A 17812-nucleotide genomic window follows, 5' to 3' on the forward strand; every position below is an offset into this window, starting at 1 on the left:
CGGCCAGTCCGGCTACGAGCGGGGCCCCGGCCCGTGGTGTCACCCACGGGCCGGGGCCCTCAAATTCCGTGCTCGCGGCGCCAGTTGGCCAAGGTGTGGCGGCGCCGAGGTGTGGCGGCGCCAAGGTGCCAAGGTGCCAAGGTGCCAAGACGCTACGTGGTCGTGAAGGAGACCGCGAGATAGGACTTGTCGTCCAGCGACGAGTTCGACGGCTTGCTCAGCGTGGTGTCGGACATGAAGAGCCGGCCGTTCCGGTAGATCAGTTCCGCGTAGTCCGGCAGGAAGCCGGTCTCCGCTTCACGGACGGCCTCGTCGGCCGGGTTCTCCATCAGTACCGTCTGCTTGAACGTGCCGCCATCGATGGAGACGATCTGGCCGCCCTTGTCGTACGGGGGCCGCTTGTACGCGATGATGTTGCCGCCGTCCATGCGCAGCGGCACCATCGTGTAGCGGTCGCCCGCGTCGGCGCGGTCCGAGGTGCCCTTGCCGGTGGCGAGGTCGAACGAGACGATCTCGTTGGTGTCGCCGTACTCCCCGCCGCCCTCGTGCTCCTCGGTCGGCAGATAGAGCTTGCCGTTGCCCACCGCGAGCATCTGGCAGGACTCGACCTCGGTGGAGCGGCACTTCGCCGCGTACTTGTCGGCGTCCGCCGGGATCTTGGCGATCAGTTTGCCGGTCTTCGCGTCGATCGAGAAGAAGTCCGAGATACCGCTGCCGTCCCCGGCCGTGTCACCGACGTTGGCCGCCACGACCAGCGGGTCGGTCGAGACGATGCTCGCGTAGTCGACACCGGTCGGCATCCGGTAGGTGGAGATCGGAGCGCCGGTGGCCGGGTTCAGGTTCTGGATGGAGACCTGCGGGTCATCGTAAGAACCGCACTTGCGGGCCGCCACCAGCCCTTCGCCGCCGCCGTACCCCATGTCGTAGCAGCCCTCGGCGCTGACCTCGGGCTTCCACCGGATCGAGCCGTCGGCCAGGTCGAAGGCCGCCCCGCCGTCGGTACCGCCGGCCGCGATGGTCTCACCGCTGAGGGTGACCTCGCTGAACCGGACCTTCTCGTCACCCATGTTGGAGCCCTTGACGGACTTGGACCAGAGCAGCTTTCCGCCCGCCAGGTCGATCGCGCCGATCTCCGTGCACTGCTGGTAGTTCTCGTCGGCCGTCGTCTTGGCGGCCGCGAAGGCGACCGCCGTCTTGTTGTCCTCGGAGACATGGGCCGATGCCGCGCAGACCTGGCCCGGGAGCGGGATCGACCACAGCTGGGTGCCCTTGTCCAGGTCGTAGCCGACGATCTCGTTGACGCCGGTCTTCACATAGGCGGTGTCGGTGACCCAGGAGCCCTTGACGGTCGTGACGTCGGTGACCTTGGGCACCGGCAGCTGGAAGGCGACCTTGGACCTGGTGTTGCCCGGCGCATTCTCCTTGCCCGCGCCGTCGGCGGCCTTCTCGCCGCCGGTGCCGGCCGTACCGCCCTCGGTGGAGCCGGACGAGCCGCCCTTGGCGTCGCTCTTCCCGCCGTCGTCACCGGAGGAGGCGAGCAGGATGCCGGTGCCGATGATCAGTACGACGGCGACGGACGCGGCGATGATGATCTGCATCTGGCGGCTCAGCTTCTTGCCGCCACCGGCTCCGGCACCGCCACCGGCGCCCTGCGGGGGCGGCGGGTACGGGTACTGCTGCTGGGCCCCCGGCTGCATGGGCGCGGTCGGGTAGCCGTACGGAGACGGCTGACCGGGCGGACCGGGCGGACCTGGCTGACCTGGCTGACTCGGCTGGCCGGGCTGGCCCGGATATCCGTACGCCGGCGGTTGGTTCGGGTATCCGTACCCCGGCTGCTGACCGGGCGGCGGCGTCTGCGGATAGCCGTACGAAGGGTTCTGCGGGGGCGGCGTCGGAGCACCGAACCCACCGGGCGGCGGGTCCTGCGGGGCACCGAACCCACCTGCCGGAGGCTCCTGGGGAGCACCGAACCCGCCTGCCGGGGGCTCCTGCGGGGCACCGAACCCTCCCTGCGGGGGCTCGTTGGGTGGCTGGGGCGGCTGCGTCATGGCGTGCGTACCTCGGGAAATTCGTCGGGGACGAGGAGAACGGCGAGAGCGGACAGGGTCATTTCCCGAAGGCCATCATCGTCTTCGTCTTCAGCTCTTCTTCGTCGTTGCTCGCGCTGACCCGGCCGCTCATCACATAGAAGCGGCCGTCCTCATAGGCGTACCGCGGCGAGTAGAAGGAGTTCTCGATCTGCGCCGTGGACGCCGGATGCCGCAACAGCGTGGTCGGGGCGCCACCGGTCGGGGCCACGGTCGCGACCTCGCCGCCCGTGTCGTACGTGGCGTCCAGATAGACCAGGACGTTTCCGCCCTCCATGCGCAGCGGCGTCATCGTGCGGCCCTCGGGCGCCTTGGCACGCCATGTGGACTTTCCGGTGTCCAGGCTGAAGGCGACGATCTCGTTGGTGCGCGAGGTGCTGCCGCTGTCGGGCGCGGTCGCCATGTAGAAGGTGTTCGCGTCGGCGGCGACACCGACACAGCCCTCCAGATTCTGGCCGAAGACGATGAAGCTGCCGCCGCAGTTCGGTGCGAACTTGTCCTTGCCGCCCTGGATCTGCGAGCGCGGGGTGCCGTTCGCGTTGAGCGCGACGACGCTCCAGGTGTCCTTCTCGTCGTTCTTCAGCGAGACGACCAGCGGGTTGACCGAATAGATCTTGTCGGTGTCCCAGTCGGTGGCCAGCTTGTAGGTCCACTTGGCCTGACCGGTGGTCGGGTCGAGTTCCTGGATCTGGTTCCCGCCGGAGGTGCAGCTCTCGGCGGCGATCAGCTTGGGGCCGCCGGCGAGCGCGTAGGGCTGGCAGTTACCGGGGAGCTTGCCGAAGAGCTCCTTGCCGTCGCTCACCCGGAAGGCGTTGACGGCTCCGGTGCGGGCGGCGGTCACCGTATCGCCGCTGATCGCGATGGTGATGTCGGAGAGCAGGTCGAAGGCCCCGGTCTCGGGTATCTCCTTCTTCCAACCGCCCTTGCCGGTCGCCAGATCGATCAGCTGGAGCTGGTTGCAGTCGGCCTTCTCCGTGGTGCCGTTCTTGATCCCGAGGACCAGCTTGCCGGTGGCCGAGGACGCGACGGGCGCCGCGCATATCTCGGTGGGCAGCGCCAGCGTCCACTTCTTCTTGCCGTCGGCGGCGGAGTACCCCACGACCTGCCGGTACATGGCCTTGACGACGGTGTCACCGGCGAACCAGGGGCCGTACGCGTCGGCGCCGTTGCGCGGCAGGTCCACGTCGTTGGTCTGGAGCCATTCGATCCTGGCCTCGCCGTCCTTGCGCCCGGCGTTGAGGTCGTCCTCGGCCTCACGGCCGTCGCCGCTGCCGTCGCCCTGGTCGACGCTCGGCGAACCGGTCGGCCTGGCGTCCCCGCTCTTGCTGACGTCCGGCTTGTCGCCGCTGTCGTCACCGCCGACGGCGAGCCATATCCCGGCGCCGATGACCAGCGCTCCCGCGACGGCCGCCGCGACGATGACACCGGGCTTGCCCTTGAAGGGGTTCTTGCCGCCACCGCCGGGGCCACCGGGCCCGCCGGGGGGCGCGGTGGGCGGGCCGGGAAACTGCTGGGGCGGATAGCCGCCGCCGTAGGGTCCGGGCTGCTGACCGTACGGGCCGGGCTGGTTGTACGGGCCGGGCTGCTGCTGACCGTACGGCCCTGGTTGACCGTACGGACCGGGCTGCTGACCGTAGGGCCCGGGCTGGCTGTACGGACCGGGCTGCGCGGCCGGCGGACCCGGCGGCGTCTGCGGCATCTGCGGCGGCTGCGCGGGCGGCGGCGGACTCTGCGGTCCCCCCTGCCCCGGCGGACCACCGTGCGGCTGGTCCTGCGGAGCTCCGAAGCCCCCCTGCGGCGGTTGCTGACTGGGCGGCTGACTCATCAGCGCTTTCCCCCTGTTAGTACGGTCCGCGACCCGGTCGGACTCCCCCGCTATTCCGTGGCCGATGATTACCGGCCACCGGAATGGAGCGAATCGGGCGCGGTTTCCGCATCGTCATATCAGTCGAGCGGGGCTTCTTTGTATCACTCGGCCACCTGTACGGGACGGGCCGGTCCGCCCCTGTTCCCAAGGGAGAACCGGCCCGTGATGCGCTCGTTACGCGCTCTGCACAGCGTCTCTACGCGTCCTCCGCGAGCTCCAGCCAGCGCATTTCCAACTCATCGCGCTCACTGACCAGTTCGCGCAGCTCCGCATCCAATTCGGCCACCTTCTCAAAGTCTGTGGCGTTGTCGGCGATCTGCTGGTGGAGGGTCGTCTCACGGCTGGACATCTTGTCCAGCTGCCGCTCGATCTTCTGGAGTTCCTTCTTCGCCGCACGGCCGTCCTTGGCGGACACGGCCCCTGCGCCGGCCCCCGTACCGGCTCCCGCTCCCGCGGACCGGCCCTCGGCGGCCGTCGGCGCGGTGGCCGGAACCGCGGACTCGGTCAACTGGCGGCGGCGTTCCAGATACTCGTCGATCCCGCGCGGCAGCATCCGCAGCTTCGCGTCCCCGAGCAGCGCCATCACCTTGTCGGTGGTCCGCTCGATGAAGAACCGGTCGTGCGAGATGACGACCATCGAGCCCGGCCAGCCGTCGAGCAGGTCCTCCAGCTGGTTGAGCGTCTCGATGTCGAGATCGTTGGTGGGCTCGTCGAGGAAGAGGACGTTCGGCTCGTCCATCAGCAGCCGGAGCAGCTGGAGGCGGCGCCGCTCACCACCGGAGAGATCGCCGACCGGCGTCCACTGCTTCTCCTTGGTGAAGCCGAACTGCTCGCACAGCTGACCCGCCGTCATCTCCCGCCCCTTGCCGAGGTCGACCCGGTCCCGCACCTGCTGCACGGCTTCGAGGACCCGCAGCGACGGCTTGAGTTCGGTGACCTCCTGGGACAGATACGCCAGCTTGACGGTCCTGCCGACCACGACCTTCCCGGCGGCGGGCTGGACATCGCCCTGCGTACGGGCGGCCTCGGCGAGCGCCCGCAGCAACGAGGTCTTGCCCGCGCCGTTCACCCCGACCAGCCCGATCCGGTCTCCCGGACCGAGCTGCCAGGTCAGCTGGGTGAGCAGCACCTTGGGGCCCGCCTGGACGGTCACGTCCTCCAGGTCGAAGACGGTCCTGCCGAGCCGGGCGTTGGCGAACTTCATCAGTTCGGAGGTGTCACGCGGCGGCGGTACGTCCGCGATCAGCTCGTTGGCCGCCTCGACCCGGAAGCGCGGCTTCGACGTACGCGCGGGAGCACCGCGCCGCAGCCAGGCCAGCTCCTTGCGGACCAGGTTCTGCCGCTTGGCCTCCTCGGTCGCCGCGATGCGCTCGCGCTCGGCGCGCGCGAAGACATAGTCGGAGTAGCCGCCCTCGTACTCATGCACCGCACCGCGCTGGACGTCCCACATCCGCGTACAGACCTGGTCGAGGAACCACCTGTCGTGCGTCACACACACGAGCGCGGACCGCCGCGCCCGCAGATGCTCGGCCAGCCAGGCGATGCCCTCGACATCGAGATGGTTGGTGGGTTCGTCCAGCACGATCAGCTCGGGCTCGCCGATCAGCAGCTTGGCGAGCGCGATCCGCCGCCGCTCACCACCGGACAGCGGCGCGATGACGGTATCGAGCCCCTGCGGAAACCCGGGCAGATCGAGCCCGCCGAAGAGCCCGGTGAGCACATCACGGATCTTGGCGTTGCCGGCCCACTCGTGATCGGCGAGATCGCCGATGACCTCGTGTCTGACCGTGGCGGCGGGATCGAGCGAATCATGCTGCGTCAACACCCCGAGCCGCAGCCCGCCACTGTGCGTGACCCGCCCGGTATCGGCCTCCTCCAGCCTGCTGAGCAGCCGGATGAGGGTCGTCTTACCGTCGCCATTACGCCCGACGACGCCGATCCGGTCCCCCTCGGAGACGCCGAGAGAGACACCGTCGAGCAGCGCACGGGTGCCGTACACCTTGGTGACTGCCTCGACATTGACCAGATTGACGGCCATTTCACTCCTGTACGGGGGGACGGATCGACATCCCAGGGTAATCGCCACCACGACAGCACCGCCCTGGCGGACCACCCCGTGGCCATCCGGCGGCCCGCCCCCGGTCTCTTTCCCCTCGATAACGGTCTCGGTCGTGTCAGCCCAGTGCCTGGAGGACGCGGCGGCGCAGCGTGTCGTCGGCGATGGTCTCGGCGTCGCGCCAAACCGCGGCCGTGACCTCCTAGGTCTGGAGCTCGGCGGCACCGGACACACGCCGGTGCCACGTCCGGCAGGCCCTTCACCGCACCTGGGCCCATCCGGTCGCCCGGCAGGACCGGCACGGGATGATCACGGCCTTGCCCCGGCACAGGGACCGCAGCAGCCGGTTGCCGTGACAGATGCCGCACGCGGCGACTCGCGCGGGCCCGCGCCGCTGGGCAGGTGCTGGGAGGCGGCGTTGTGCATGGAGTTTGGCGATGGCTCTGAGCTGGCGCTGCTCCCAGTCGCTCGCCGGGCGAACGGAGGTCCAGCGTGAGGCCCAGGTCAGCCCGGTGGGACGCTCCAGGTAGACGAGGTGCCCGCCGATGCCGATGACGCGTGCGGGCATGTCGTACACGCGGTCGTACACGACCATCCCGATCGTCAGCCCGTCCATACCCGCCTCCCTTCCACCCGGCCCCGCGCCCGTCGGCGACGGTGATGACGGGCGAGCGTGAGCAGCGCGTCCCACATTTCCGGTGTGGGCGTCGGCGTCGGCAGGACGACTGCGTGTACGCCTACGGGTACGGTCGGCTCGACGCGCTCGCGGTGCCCGAACACGCGCCGCAGAAGGCGTCTCATGCCGACTCCCCGGTGATGGCGAACCGCGCCCACACGCACTTCGCGTACTCCAGTTCCCGGCAGCCCCAGGTGTTGGACAGCGCCGCGACGAGAAGCAGGCCACGTCCGCCTTCCTCGGCCCCGGGGCTGCCCACGCGGAGGGCCGGGAAGCTGTCCCGGTCAGGGTCGGAGATCTCCAACACCACGTCTTCGCCGTCGACATGGACGGTGACCTCGATCTCGGCGAAAGTGACGCGACAGTGGACGACGGCGTTGGTGACGAGCTCGCAGGCCGCCAACTCAACGTCACGAGCGAGGTCGTTGAGCCCCCACTTCTCCAGGGTTTCCCTGACTCGTGCCCGTACCGCCGGCACATGTCTCCTGCGCTTCGGAATGCGGAAGGTGTCGCGGAGCGGCTCCGCCGTATGGGCTGCGGGCATGACGTACCCCCAAGCTGATGCGTGGTCAAAGTGACGCCATGCGGCCCGAAATGCCGTGACGTGCACCTTGAAGTTAGAGCCGCAATTCCAACCTGCACAACCCCACCTCATGCAAACTTGCGTCAGTCACGCTATCGAGTGACTAGCTTCACGGCAGCTCAAGTTGCAGACTGGGCACACCCAACGAGAGGGGAAACCCATGCCCGCAGGCGGTAAACCGACGGTGCGCAGCAGGCGGCTCGGCACGGCGCTCAGGCAGCACAGGCAGGCGACAGGGATGGACCAGGCGCAGGCCGCCGAGGTGATCGCCGCGTCCACGGCCAAGATCAGCCGCATGGAGAGCGGGCATGTGTCCTGCCGCGTGATCGACGTCCGCCTGCTCATGGGCGCCTACGGAGTGACCGACCGCGAGAAGGTCGCCCGCCTTGAGGAGTTGGCCAAAGGGTCGAGTCGGCGAGGGTGGTGGCTCGAACACGCCGCACACCTCCACGCGGACTACCTCGAACACATTTCTCTGGAGGACGACGCCACGTACATCCGGGAGTGGGAGCCGGTCCTGTTTCCGGGCCTTCTGCAAACTCCCGCCTACGCGGAGGCGGTCATCGCGGCAGGCCACGACTACGTCACCCCCGAACTGGTCGAGCAGTTGGTCAGGGTTCGACAGGAGCGGCAGGCGAAAATCGAGGAGGGCGGGGCCACCTACACAGCCATCATTTGGGAGCCGGTCATCAGGCACACCCTGGTCAGCGCGGATGTCCACTGGGAACAGCTGGCCCGCACGCTTGAGGTGGGAAAACGGAAGAACGTAACCGTTCAAGTCCTGCCGTTCACCGCAGGGTTGAAAGCAGGCGTGACGTCGGCCTTCGCTTCTTTCAGCTTCGACTCCGAGCCGACCGTGCAAGCAGTGACCCTGGAGAACTTGAGGGGGACATCAATCCTTGAGGCCTATGACGATTTGACGGCTTACGCCAACATGTTCGACGAACTACGATCGGCTGCACTGGCACCCGAGGCGAGCGCACGGCTCATCCGGGGCGTACTGCGGAGCAGCAAGGAAGACACATCGTGACCCCTGACGTCATAAGCCCGTACCAGAAGTCCTCGTACTCCGGGCAGCAGGGCAACTGCGTCGAGATTGCCGCGACCGCCAACGGCGGCCGCGCCGTACGGGACAGCAAGGACCGGACCCGACCGTCCCTGCACTTCACACCCGCCCAATGGCAAGCCTTCCTCACGGGCACCAAGGAAGAAGCATCGTGACCACTGAGGTTGTAGGCCCCTACCGGACGTCGTCCCACTCGGGCCAGAACAACAACTGCGTCGAGGTGGCCCCGACAGCCAACGGCGGGCGCAGCGTACGGGACAGCAAAGACCGGACCCGACCGTCCCTGCACTTCACCGCCACCCAGTGGCAGAGCTTCCTCACAGGCGCCAAGGACGGCGAGTTCCGCAACTGAGACCGCCGTAACGCGTATGCGAGAGGTCGGCCGGCGACGCCGCTCCGGGCGTCCGGGCGTCCGGGCGGCCCGCCCCCGGCCTTTCCCCGCCCGGCCACCGGATCCGCCGTGCGGCCGGACGAGTTGGCGCGGGCTCAGGCAGGCATCGATTCCACGATCCAGAGAGGACCGTCCGCGCACGTCACCTCTACGCCGTCGGCGGGTTCGAGGGAGGTCCGCAACACCCTGATCCACTCGCCCGCCAGCAACGCGGTCGGACCGGACCTGCCCGAACTGCCGAATCGTGTGGCGCGTACCTGATGGTGGATCCGGCTTCTGGTGTGCTCCCAGTCGATACGGGAGAAGCCGGGCTCCATCCACCCCGCGTAAGAGGCATGTGCGGCGCACTGTGCGGTACCGGGAAACCCTTCGCCCACACGCTCAAGAGCCGTAGGGAGAAGGCGCGAAATGAATTCGTCGACCGCACCCCAGATACGCTCAGGAAGCACATCGTCATCCAGCGCGATTCCGGATTCCTGGATCAGGATTCCACCGGAATCGAATTCCTCATCCATCCAGTGGACACTCACTCCGATTTCCGGGTCACCGTTCCTGATCGCCCAGTTCACGGGGATGGGGCCACGGTATTTCGGCAGCATCGAGGTATGAACGTTGATGGCCCCCAGCGACGTGGCCCGCAGGGCGGAAGGTGGGAACTTCCAGGGGAACCCGTAACAGATCACGAGGTCCGCTTCATATCCACGCAGGGTCTTCGCCAGCACCTTCTTGCTGCCGGGAAGAAATAGATCGACCCCCTGCGGAATCCTGTCGGCGATCTCGCCGACCACCGGTCCGGCGCCGGACCTGGTCGGCCCGCCGGGCCTCAGGGACCGCGCGTGTACGTACGCCACGGGCAGGTGCCCGGCCCGTTCACAGACACCGTGCAGGACCGCGAATCCTTGCGCCGAATAGGACACCAGGATGACACGCATCGATCCGCCCAATATTTCACGAGACCGGACACCCGGCCTCTACGCTTGAAGATGGTGCACGGCAGGGGCGGGCAGGGGGGCGACGCGACGCTCGAAGAAGCTGTTGAGCCGCTCTCCGGATTCATGCAGATCCAGAATGATTCGCTTGCACTCGGCGATCACCTCACTGTCGGTGTATTTCCTGCCGCCGGCAAGGTTTCCGTCGTCATCATAAATGATTTCGTACAGCACGGAGGATCCGATGATGGCGATTTCCGGTAACGCGTCATCGGATTCAAGTAATGCGATGTCACTCAACCCCACGACCCGCGTATCTTCTCCGCATTGTTCCTTCAGGTGCAGAAGGTGGAGTTCCCATTGCAGATAGGGGGCGATGGGTTCCTCGACCACACGGACACGGTGGAGGCCGAACCCGTGGTCCGCGATCTTTCGGAAGTATCTCTCGTAATGACCTCGCTGCTCCGAGAGGAGCGAAAGGGCCTTCTCCCACTCCCCACGGAAGAACGCTTCCCAGCTCTTCACCCCGGCCTCTCTGAAAGTCTGTTGACGTTCAAGCTTCCAGAAGCCCGCACTGCCCGCGCGCCAGAAGTGCTTGTCGAAGTCTTCCAGGTACGCGCCCAGCTCAAGCCGGTCGCCGGTCGCGTCCGCCAGGGAGCTACGCATCCGGAATATCCTCCTTCGCGGCCACGGCTGTCGTGCGCGGAATGATGACCAGCCGCTCGTCCGGGGCGATTTTCAACCCATCGGGAAGGCGCGCCCGATAGGAATCGGTGAGATCCCTGCCGATCACCGCGATATCACCGTTCTCCAGCTCCCAGATATCCGGGCAGCCGGACTCACCGCCCGTTGTCCCCAACTCCTCGGGGGATTTACCCAGACGACGGACCAGCGACGAAGAGGGGTCTGCTTCCCACGCACGAACCACGCGCATCCTCCAGGTGAGTTGGCGCGATTATGACCGAGCACACATCATGGTGCAACGCTGAGTGACGAGTTCGCGCCAGGCGCGGCCTCTCCTAAAGGTCCGCTCGCCCCCCGGCCCCGGCGCCCGTCGCTACGCATTCTCCTGAAGGTCCCGGTACCTGGCGAGCTTCTCCCGGGCAGCCAGCGTCCACGGGTGACTCGGGCCGAGTATCCGCTCTCGCCCCTCGATGACGGTCTCGGTCTGTTCGACAGCCTCCGAAAGCTCGCCCAGCGCGGCGAGGACACTGCCCAGCAGGCTCCGGGAGGCCATCGTGATCGGATACTCGGCTCCATAACGCAGCTCATGTGCGGCCAGGGCTCTACGGGCCAGTGGCAGAGCTTCGGCCGACTTGCCAGTGTTGAACAAGGCGTGAGCGCAGTTGAGCTCGGCCGAGAGCGTGATCGGGTGGTCCGGGCCGAGTTCTCGGCGGCACACGGCGACCACGCCGGGCCCTTCCTGGGCTTCCTCGTCCAGTTCTGCTCCCGGTGGCAACTCCAGCAGGCACGCCCGGGCCTCCAGTGTCAGTGGATGCGAAGGGCCCAGTCGCGCCGTCCGACCCCTCGCCGCCCGGCGCATCAGCGCCACGGCCTCCGCCGTATCACCGAGCCAGGTGAGAGGGCGCGACAAATGCAGACAACTCGTCAGCGTATCCGGGGAATCCGCACCGTACGCACGCTCCAGATCGGCGAGCACCCGGCGGTGCAGCTCCGTCGCCTCGGCGAGGCGTCCCAGACGGTCGACGGACTTCCCCACGCGTTGACGGAGTCTCAGCACGAGGAGGTGGTCCTCGCCCAGCCGGGGCCTCGCGAGTTCCACGGCCCGGCTCGCGACGGCGAGCGCCGACGCGTAGTCACCGGCACGGTGCTGAGCCGTCACCAGCCGCAGAGCGCATGCGACGGCCGCCTCCACTGTCGGCTGTCGCACGGCGGACCAGTCCCGTACGCGCCGAAGGAGCACGAGGACATGCGAGGCGAGGAGGCTGAGCCGGGCGTCCCGTATCCCGCGCTCGGGCATTTCGGGAAGGGCCGACGCCAGCAGACCGGCGGCCGTGGCGGCGAGCCGGTCACGCTGATCGTCGGGTGTACCCCGGGCAACGCTGTCCAGCAGCACCCCGTGCGTACGCAGGCAACGCACGGCGCCGCCGGGTACGAGTTCGGTGAGCGAGTGGTCGAGGAGCCCACGCAGTGTCAGTTCGACGCGGGCCGCCGGCAGATCCGGGCCGAGTTCCACGCCACTGAGCAGTGAGAGCGGGAGCGGGTCGCTCGCCCAGCAGGCCAGCAGCCTCAGCAGAGGGGTGGCATCAGGCAGTCCCTGTCTGACGAGAGCGTTGAGCGAGAGCTGCCAGGTGCCGCTGATCAGATGGCGGGAGTCGTTGCCGGTGGCGCTCGCGCCCTGGTCGATCAGTTCGATGGGGTCCTGGCGGTCTTCGAGGCGGCGGCCGTACTCGGCCATGGTCCAGGGCTCGATCACCTGGTGGGCCAGGAATCCGCCGGCGAGGGTCAGCGCGAGCGGAAGGCGCCCGAGCCGGTCGGCGATGGTGCCGGCCTCCTCGGCGGTCCCGGTGCCCGGCGCGAGGTCGCAGAGCACTTGGGCGGCTTCGGGACGTGGCAGCACGCCGACGTGGAGCAGTTCGGCGGCGGGCCACCAGTGGTTCGCCGACTGACGGGTGGTCACGAGAACGGTGCCGCGCGGACTCGTGCGCAACCAGCCGCCGTCGCGCAGCACCGCCGGATCGTCCGCGTTGTCGAGAACCAGTAACCAGGGCCGGTCGGACTGGTCGAGCCGGTCCCAGACCAGGTCGGCCGCCGCGCGGAGACCGCTGCGCGCCGCCATCAGTTCGCCCTCGCCCGCTCCCCGGTCGGCGGCCACGGCGAGCATGCCGGCGCGTAAGGAGGCGTGGTCGGAGGCGTTGACCCAGAGACTGAGGCGACCGGCCTCGTTCGCCGCGTACCGGAAGAGCGTGTAGGCGACGGCCGTCTTTCCACAGCCTCCGAGGCCATGGAGGACGAAGACCCCGTTCCCCGCGCCTTCGGCGACAGCGGCCCGCAGACGCTCCATGAGCTCATCACGGTCACGGAGTATCACGGGCGCCCGGCCCACGGCGGGGTGCCGTACCGAGTCCGGTCCGGACCACGACGGGCTGTGATGATGATGTTCGGTAATGTGCTGGTCGCCCGAAGCCTGGTAGACGCGCCCTTGATCTTCGGCTCGGCCGTCGTTGCGACCGCTCACCGCTGATCGAAGCGGAGGTCACGGCCTGCCTGGTAGATCCGTGCCTCGCCGGAGGCGGTGGCCTGTTGGGTCGGGAGGGGCTGGGCGCGAACGCCCGGAGCCAGTTCGGCCAGCAGCACGCTCAGGTCCTCGGCCAGTTCGGGGTGCTCGGTCAGCAACCGTCGCACTCGGCCCTGCCACTCCGCCCGGATCTCCGCCTCGGCCTCCCGGTCGCCCGACGCCTGGGCGATGAGCAGTTCGTCCCGGGACGAGTCGAGTTCGCCGGCGATGGCCTGCGCCCGGTCGGGCCGTGCCCGTCGCCAGAGGAGCAGTAACCCTTCTCTCATGCTCTGCCAGGTATCGGTCGCCAGTAAGGTGACAAGTGTCGTTCCCGCGGTGCCCGCCAAAGCGGCCAGCTCCGGTTCCATACGCGTAGCCCTCCGTGAAAGCGCGGTGTGGCGCATCACAGTAGGTGCTGGTCAAGTCCACGTACAGTGGCCGTTCTCGCTCCGGCCGTGCCGGACCGACGAGCAGACGGAACGGCACGCAAACCACACAAGGGACGCATACGGAGCCCGGCCGCCGCGCACCCGGCGGCGACGGCGTGGTGTTCACGTTGGCATCGCATCCGAATCTGGATGGCCGGGCGATGGGTCCCGCTTGGGTGACGAGGGGTAGTCGGGGTCAACCCGCACTCACCCCACCACCGTCGCCCCCCGTGCCGGGGACGAGGCCACCCGTGTCGTACGGCAGGTGCCCGAGGTGCGCAGGGCCTCCGCGACCTCCTCCGCCGCGTCCGCGTCCTTCGTCAGGAAGGCCGTCGTCGGGCCCGAGCCCGAGACCAGGGCTGCCAGGGCGCCCGCCGTCGTGCCCGCCGCGAGGGTGTCGGCCAGGGAGGGGCGCAGGGTGAGGGCCGCGGGTTGGAGGTCGTTGGACAGGGCGCCGGCCAGGGCGATGGTGTCGCCCGTGCGGAGGGCGGCGAGCAGGGACGGGTCGGCGGACGGGGCGGGGATCGGCGTCCCTTCCGTCCGGCGGTCGAACTCGCGGAACACCGTCGGCGTGGACAGGCCGCCGTCGGCGACCGCGAACACCCAGTGGAAGTCGCCGCCCACATCGAGCGGGGTGAGCTGTTCGCCTCGGCCGGTGCCCAGCGCCGCGCCGCCGATCAGGCTGAAGGGGACGTCGCTGCCCAACTCGGCGCAGATGGCGAGGAGTTCGTCCCGTGAGGAGCCCAGCGACCAGAGGGTGTCGCAGGCCAGCAGGGCGCCCGCGCCGTCCGCGCTGCCGCCCGCCATGCCGCCCGCGACGGGGATGTCCTTGGCGATATGGATATGGACGCGCGGGTCGATGCCGTGGCGCTCCGCCAGTGCCAGCGCCGCGCGGGCCGCGAGGTTGGTGCGGTCCAAGGGGACCTGCCCGGCGTCCGGGCCCGTGCAGGTGATCCGCAGTTCGTCGGCCGGGGTGACCGTGATCTCGTCGTACAGGCCCACGGCGAGGAAGACGTTCGCCAGGTCGTGGAAGCCGTCGGGGCGCGCCGCGCCCACCGCCAGTTGTACGTTCACCTTCGCGGGCACCCGTACGCGTACCCCTGCGCTGACGCTCACGCGCCCGCCCCCTTCGACTCCGCGATCCGCGCGAATTCCTCGACTGTCAGTGCCTCGCCGCGCGCCTGCGGCGAGACGCCCGCCGCGACCAGCGCCGCCTCCGCCGCCGGGGCCGAGCCCGCCCAGCCCGCCAGCGCCGCGCGCAGCGTCTTGCGGCGCTGCGCGAAGGCCGCGTCGACGACCGCGAAGACCTCGGCCCTGGAGGCCGTCGTCTTCACCGGCTCGGCCCTCCGCACCAGCGAGACCAGGCCCGAGTCCACATTGGGCGCGGGCCAGAAGACGGTACGGCCGATGGCGCCGGCCCGCTTGACGTCCGCGTACCAGTTGGCCTTCACGGACGGCACCCCGTACACCTTGCTGCCCGGCGCGGCGGCCAGCCGGTCGGCGACCTCCGCCTGGACCATCACCAGCGTCCGCTCGATCGTCGGGAAGCGCTCCAGCATGTGCAGCAGCACTGGGACGGCCACGTTGTACGGGAGGTTCGCGACCAGCGCGGTCGGCGCCGGGCCCGGCAGTTCCCGGACCCGCATCGCGTCGGAGTGCACGAGCGAGAAGCGCCCGGCGCGCGCCGGCATCCGCGCCTCGATCGTCGCGGGCAGCGCGCCCGCCAGGACGTCATCGATCTCCACGGCCGTCACCCGGTCCGCCGCCTCAAGCAGCGCCAGCGTCAGCGAGCCGAGCCCGGGGCCGATCTCCACGACGACATCGTCCGGGCGCACCTCGGCGGTGCGGACGATCCTGCGGACGGTGTTGGCGTCGATGACGAAGTTCTGTCCGCGCTGCTTGGTCGGGCGTACGCCCAGCGCCGCGGCCAGTTCGCGGATGTCCGCCGGGCCCAGCAGGCCATCGGAGGCGTCAGGTCCACCAGGGGCGTGGGACTCGTCGGCATGGGACTCGTCGGCGTGGGGCTCAGGGGCGTCGGGCTCAGTGGTGCTCACCCGGTCAGCCTACGGCCGCAGTGGGGCCAGGGACTCGCCCCCCGCTGCACGTAGAGCTTCTTCGCGCGGTACGTCTGCTCCTCGGCCGGCGCGTCCTGCGGTCGTCCGCTGCCGCCGAGCGCGTGCCAGGTGCCGGTGTCGAACTGGTACAGCCCGCCGTAGTTCCCCGACGCGTCGACCGCCCCCGGCCGGCCGCCCGACTCGCAGGCGGCGAGCCCGGCCCAGTTGAGCCCGTCCGCGCCGGACACGGAGGCCGGCGCCGTCTTCGTACCCACCCTCACCCGCTGGACGACCGCCCGGCGCACCACCTCTTCGTGGATCTTCCGCGGCTTCTCCTTGACGCCGTTGACCGTGCGCAGGGCGTACGTGACCCGGCGTGCGCCCGGCCTGCCCTGCTGGTCGACGACCTCCGTTCCCCGGAAGAGGCCGGGGTCCTCGGTCCGTACGGTGTCGTACGGGATGGGCTCGTCGCGTACCCGCTCACCGGCGGTGATCCGCATGACGGTGATCGTCGAGCCGTCGCGCGGGAAGGTGTCCGGCGGTACGGACGTGGTGTCCTGCCCGTGCAGCGTGAGGCCGGCCCGCGCCAGGGCCTCCGCGACGGTCGCCGCGTTGGTACGGATCGTGTGCTCACGGCCGTCCGCCATGAATGTGACGGTGCGCTCGGTCCGTACGTCCAGGGCCAGTCCGGTACGGGAGATCGCGGCCGAGCGCGAGACGGAGAGGAACGCGCCCTCCGCGCGCACCCCGAGCTGGCGCAGCGCGCCTTCGACGGTGCGGGCCGTCGTCCACACCTGGCGCCGGTGTCCGTCGAGGGTGAGCAGGACGGGCCGCCCGTAGCGGACGACGACCTCGTCGCCGTTCGCGAGCTCCGCGCCGGGCGCCGGGGCGACGATGTCGTGCGCGCCGACCGACACGCCCTCGTGCGCGAGCAGTTCCTCCACTTCTCCGGCGAAGGTGTGCAGCGTGCGCGGCTCGCCGCCGTCGACGGTGAGTTCCACGGCCTTGTCGTTGACGAGGAACGCCGAGGTGCCACCGGCGAGGAACGCGACGACGAGCGCCTGCGGGACGAGCCGGCGCAGCGCCTCGGGGGAGGCGGCGGGCCTGGGCAGGGAGACCTTGGGCAGGGCGGCCTTGGGCAGGGCGGCCTTGGGCAGCAGGACGGCTCGGGGCGTCGGTGCGGCCCCGGACGGTGCGGTTCCGGACGGTGCGGCCCCCGGCGGTGCTGTCTTACGGCGGCCCAACCCGCCCCGTGCCGCACGGTGACTGCCCTGCGCATTGCTCACGACGCTCCACGAGATCCGGTCCGGTCCGGTCCGCCGCGGCCCGGATGCTCCCGGCCGCGGTGCCCACGGAGACTAATGGAGGCGCCGTCACTCTCCAAAGCGACTCGACTACACAGCGTGCCGACGCTACCCTGCGCTCCCCCGCCGGCACCCCCGGTCCGTTATGCGTCAGTAACCGAACGCACGCGCCGCATTGCGGGAAATCGCCTCGGCCATGGCGTCCTCGCCGATCCCCCGCACCTCGGCCATGGCGCGCAACGTAACCGGAATGAGATAAGGCGCATTGGGCCGGCCGCGATAGGGAGCCGGCGCGAGAAAGGGCGCGTCCGTTTCGACGAGAACAAGCTCCAATGGCGCTACTGTGAGCGCGTCACGCAACGGTTGAGCGTTTTTGAATGTGACATTGCCCGCAAACGACATGTAATAGCCGGCCGCCGCACATATCCCGGCCATTTCCGCGTCGCCGGAATAGCAATGGAACACCGTGCGTTCCGGAGCGCCTTCTTCCGCGAGGATACGCAGCACATCGGCGTGCGCCTCGCGGTCGTGGATCACGAGCGCCTTGCCGTGGCGTTTGGCGATCTCGATATGGGCGCGGAAGGAGCGCTCCTGGGCGGCCATGCCCTCGGGGCCCGTACGGAAGTGATCGAGCCCCGTCTCGCCGACGGCCCGTACCGGCTCCAGCGCGGCCAGCCGGTCGATCTCGGCCAGGGCGTCGTCCAGCGCCGTGTCGCCGCCGCCCTCGCGGGCCCCCTGCCGCGACCAGCCGTCGGGGTCGCCGTGCACGATGCGCGGCGCTTCGTTGGGGTGCAGCGCGACCGCCGCGTGGACGTTCTCGTATGCCGCCGCCGTCTCCGCGGCCCACCGCGAGCCCTTGATGTCGCACCCCACCTGGACCACCGTCGTCACACCGACCGAAGCGGCCCTGGCGAGACCGTCCTCAACCGTGCCGTCCTGCATGTCCAGGTGGGTGTGCGCGTCCGCGACCGGCACCCGAAGGGGCTCGGGCAGCGGTGGCGGGGCTTGTTTCGCACTCATGGACGCGATCCTACGAGGGCCGCGCCCGCGGGATCACATGCGCCGGGAGATCACACGCGGTGGTACGGGCGACTCGGTGACTCGGGGTGGCTCGGTGACTCGGGGTGGTTCGG

The 17812-nt window shown here is 69.4% G+C and carries 18 protein-coding genes; 3 read left to right on the forward strand and 15 right to left on the reverse strand.

The features are described from left to right. Window positions 1–152: 152 nt before the first annotated feature. The 6 genes from ACFRMN_RS23875 to ACFRMN_RS23900 form a co-directional block, all read right to left on the reverse strand. Complete coding sequence (locus ACFRMN_RS23875) at window positions 153–2048, reverse strand: PQQ-binding-like beta-propeller repeat protein (RefSeq protein WP_383022645.1); 1896 nt, start codon at window positions 2046–2048, stop codon at window positions 153–155. 58 nt (window positions 2049–2106) lie between these two features. Beyond that, window positions 2107–3912, reverse strand: a complete 1806-nt coding sequence (locus ACFRMN_RS23880; RefSeq protein WP_383022647.1) for a PQQ-binding-like beta-propeller repeat protein — start codon at window positions 3910–3912, stop codon at window positions 2107–2109. A 238-nt stretch (window positions 3913–4150) separates the two neighbouring features. After that, window positions 4151–5992 (reverse strand): ABC-F family ATP-binding cassette domain-containing protein, encoded by a 1842-nt coding sequence (locus tag ACFRMN_RS23885; protein WP_383022649.1) that lies wholly within the window; start codon window positions 5990–5992, stop codon window positions 4151–4153. 277 nt (window positions 5993–6269) lie between these two features. Beyond that, window positions 6270–6626, reverse strand: coding sequence for a hypothetical protein (locus tag ACFRMN_RS23890; RefSeq protein WP_383022650.1), 357 nt, complete (start codon window positions 6624–6626; stop codon window positions 6270–6272). Further along, window positions 6614–6811, reverse strand: coding sequence for a hypothetical protein (locus tag ACFRMN_RS23895; protein ID WP_383022652.1), 198 nt, complete (start codon window positions 6809–6811; stop codon window positions 6614–6616). The genes ACFRMN_RS23890 and ACFRMN_RS23895 overlap by 13 nt, the downstream gene beginning before the upstream one ends. Further along, a complete protein-coding gene (locus ACFRMN_RS23900; RefSeq protein WP_383022653.1) occupies window positions 6808–7230 on the reverse strand; it encodes an ATP-binding protein in 423 nt (140 codons plus the stop codon). The genes ACFRMN_RS23895 and ACFRMN_RS23900 overlap by 4 nt, the downstream gene beginning before the upstream one ends. 199 nt (window positions 7231–7429) lie before the next feature. Here ACFRMN_RS23900 and ACFRMN_RS23905 point away from each other — a divergent pair, with 199 nt between their 5' ends. The 3 genes from ACFRMN_RS23905 to ACFRMN_RS23915 are packed head-to-tail and all read left to right on the forward strand — an operon-like array spanning window position 7430 to window position 8687. Further along, complete coding sequence (locus ACFRMN_RS23905) at window positions 7430–8299, forward strand: helix-turn-helix transcriptional regulator (RefSeq protein WP_365748770.1); 870 nt, start codon at window positions 7430–7432, stop codon at window positions 8297–8299. Beyond that, window positions 8296–8490 carry a DUF397 domain-containing protein gene (locus ACFRMN_RS23910; RefSeq protein ID WP_383022655.1) on the forward strand — a complete coding sequence of 65 codons (195 nt, stop codon included), beginning with the start codon at window positions 8296–8298 and terminating at the stop codon, window positions 8488–8490. Before ACFRMN_RS23905 ends, ACFRMN_RS23910 begins: the two co-directional genes overlap by 4 nt. Next, window positions 8487–8687, forward strand: coding sequence for a DUF397 domain-containing protein (locus tag ACFRMN_RS23915; RefSeq protein ID WP_383022657.1), 201 nt, complete (start codon window positions 8487–8489; stop codon window positions 8685–8687). The genes ACFRMN_RS23910 and ACFRMN_RS23915 overlap by 4 nt, the downstream gene beginning before the upstream one ends. Window positions 8688–8821: 134 nt before the next feature. On the opposite strand, the gene ACFRMN_RS23920 is transcribed toward ACFRMN_RS23915, so the two are convergent. From ACFRMN_RS23920 to ACFRMN_RS23960, 9 genes are all read right to left on the reverse strand, one after another. Continuing rightward, a complete protein-coding gene (locus tag ACFRMN_RS23920; protein WP_383022659.1) occupies window positions 8822–9514 on the reverse strand; it encodes a methionyl-tRNA formyltransferase in 693 nt (230 codons plus the stop codon). Between the two features lie 183 nt (window positions 9515–9697). Beyond that, a complete protein-coding gene (locus ACFRMN_RS23925; RefSeq protein WP_383022661.1) occupies window positions 9698–10321 on the reverse strand; it encodes a DUF6879 family protein in 624 nt (207 codons plus the stop codon). Then, entirely contained in the window at window positions 10314–10583 is a 270-nt protein-coding gene (locus tag ACFRMN_RS23930) for a hypothetical protein (protein ID WP_383022663.1), read from the reverse strand. Before ACFRMN_RS23930 ends, ACFRMN_RS23925 begins: the two co-directional genes overlap by 8 nt. 129 nt (window positions 10584–10712) lie before the next feature. Beyond that, a complete protein-coding gene (locus ACFRMN_RS23935) occupies window positions 10713–12854 on the reverse strand; it encodes a tetratricopeptide repeat protein (RefSeq protein ID WP_383022664.1) in 2142 nt (713 codons plus the stop codon). After that, window positions 12851–13180 (reverse strand): hypothetical protein, encoded by a 330-nt coding sequence (locus tag ACFRMN_RS23940; protein ID WP_383022666.1) that lies wholly within the window; start codon window positions 13178–13180, stop codon window positions 12851–12853. Before ACFRMN_RS23940 ends, ACFRMN_RS23935 begins: the two co-directional genes overlap by 4 nt. Window positions 13181–13528: 348 nt before the next feature. Beyond that, on the reverse strand, window positions 13529–14437 hold the full coding sequence (locus ACFRMN_RS23945; RefSeq protein ID WP_383022667.1) for a 4-(cytidine 5'-diphospho)-2-C-methyl-D-erythritol kinase: 909 nt from the start codon (window positions 14435–14437) through the stop codon (window positions 13529–13531). Continuing rightward, window positions 14434–15279: a 16S rRNA (adenine(1518)-N(6)/adenine(1519)-N(6))-dimethyltransferase RsmA gene (gene rsmA, locus ACFRMN_RS23950; protein ID WP_383022760.1), complete on the reverse strand. Its 846-nt coding sequence runs from the start codon at window positions 15277–15279 to the stop codon at window positions 14434–14436. The genes ACFRMN_RS23945 and rsmA overlap by 4 nt, the downstream gene beginning before the upstream one ends. Window positions 15280–15371: 92 nt before the next feature. Next, window positions 15372–16661: a ubiquitin-like domain-containing protein gene (locus tag ACFRMN_RS23955; protein ID WP_383022668.1), complete on the reverse strand. Its 1290-nt coding sequence runs from the start codon at window positions 16659–16661 to the stop codon at window positions 15372–15374. A 168-nt stretch (window positions 16662–16829) separates the two neighbouring features. Next, window positions 16830–17699 (reverse strand): TatD family hydrolase, encoded by an 870-nt coding sequence (locus ACFRMN_RS23960; RefSeq protein ID WP_383022670.1) that lies wholly within the window; start codon window positions 17697–17699, stop codon window positions 16830–16832. Window positions 17700–17812: the final 113 nt, after the last annotated feature.

It is taken from the genome of Streptomyces sp. NPDC056835 (assembly GCF_042789485.1).
Classification (GTDB): Bacteria; Actinomycetota; Actinomycetes; order Streptomycetales; family Streptomycetaceae; genus Streptomyces.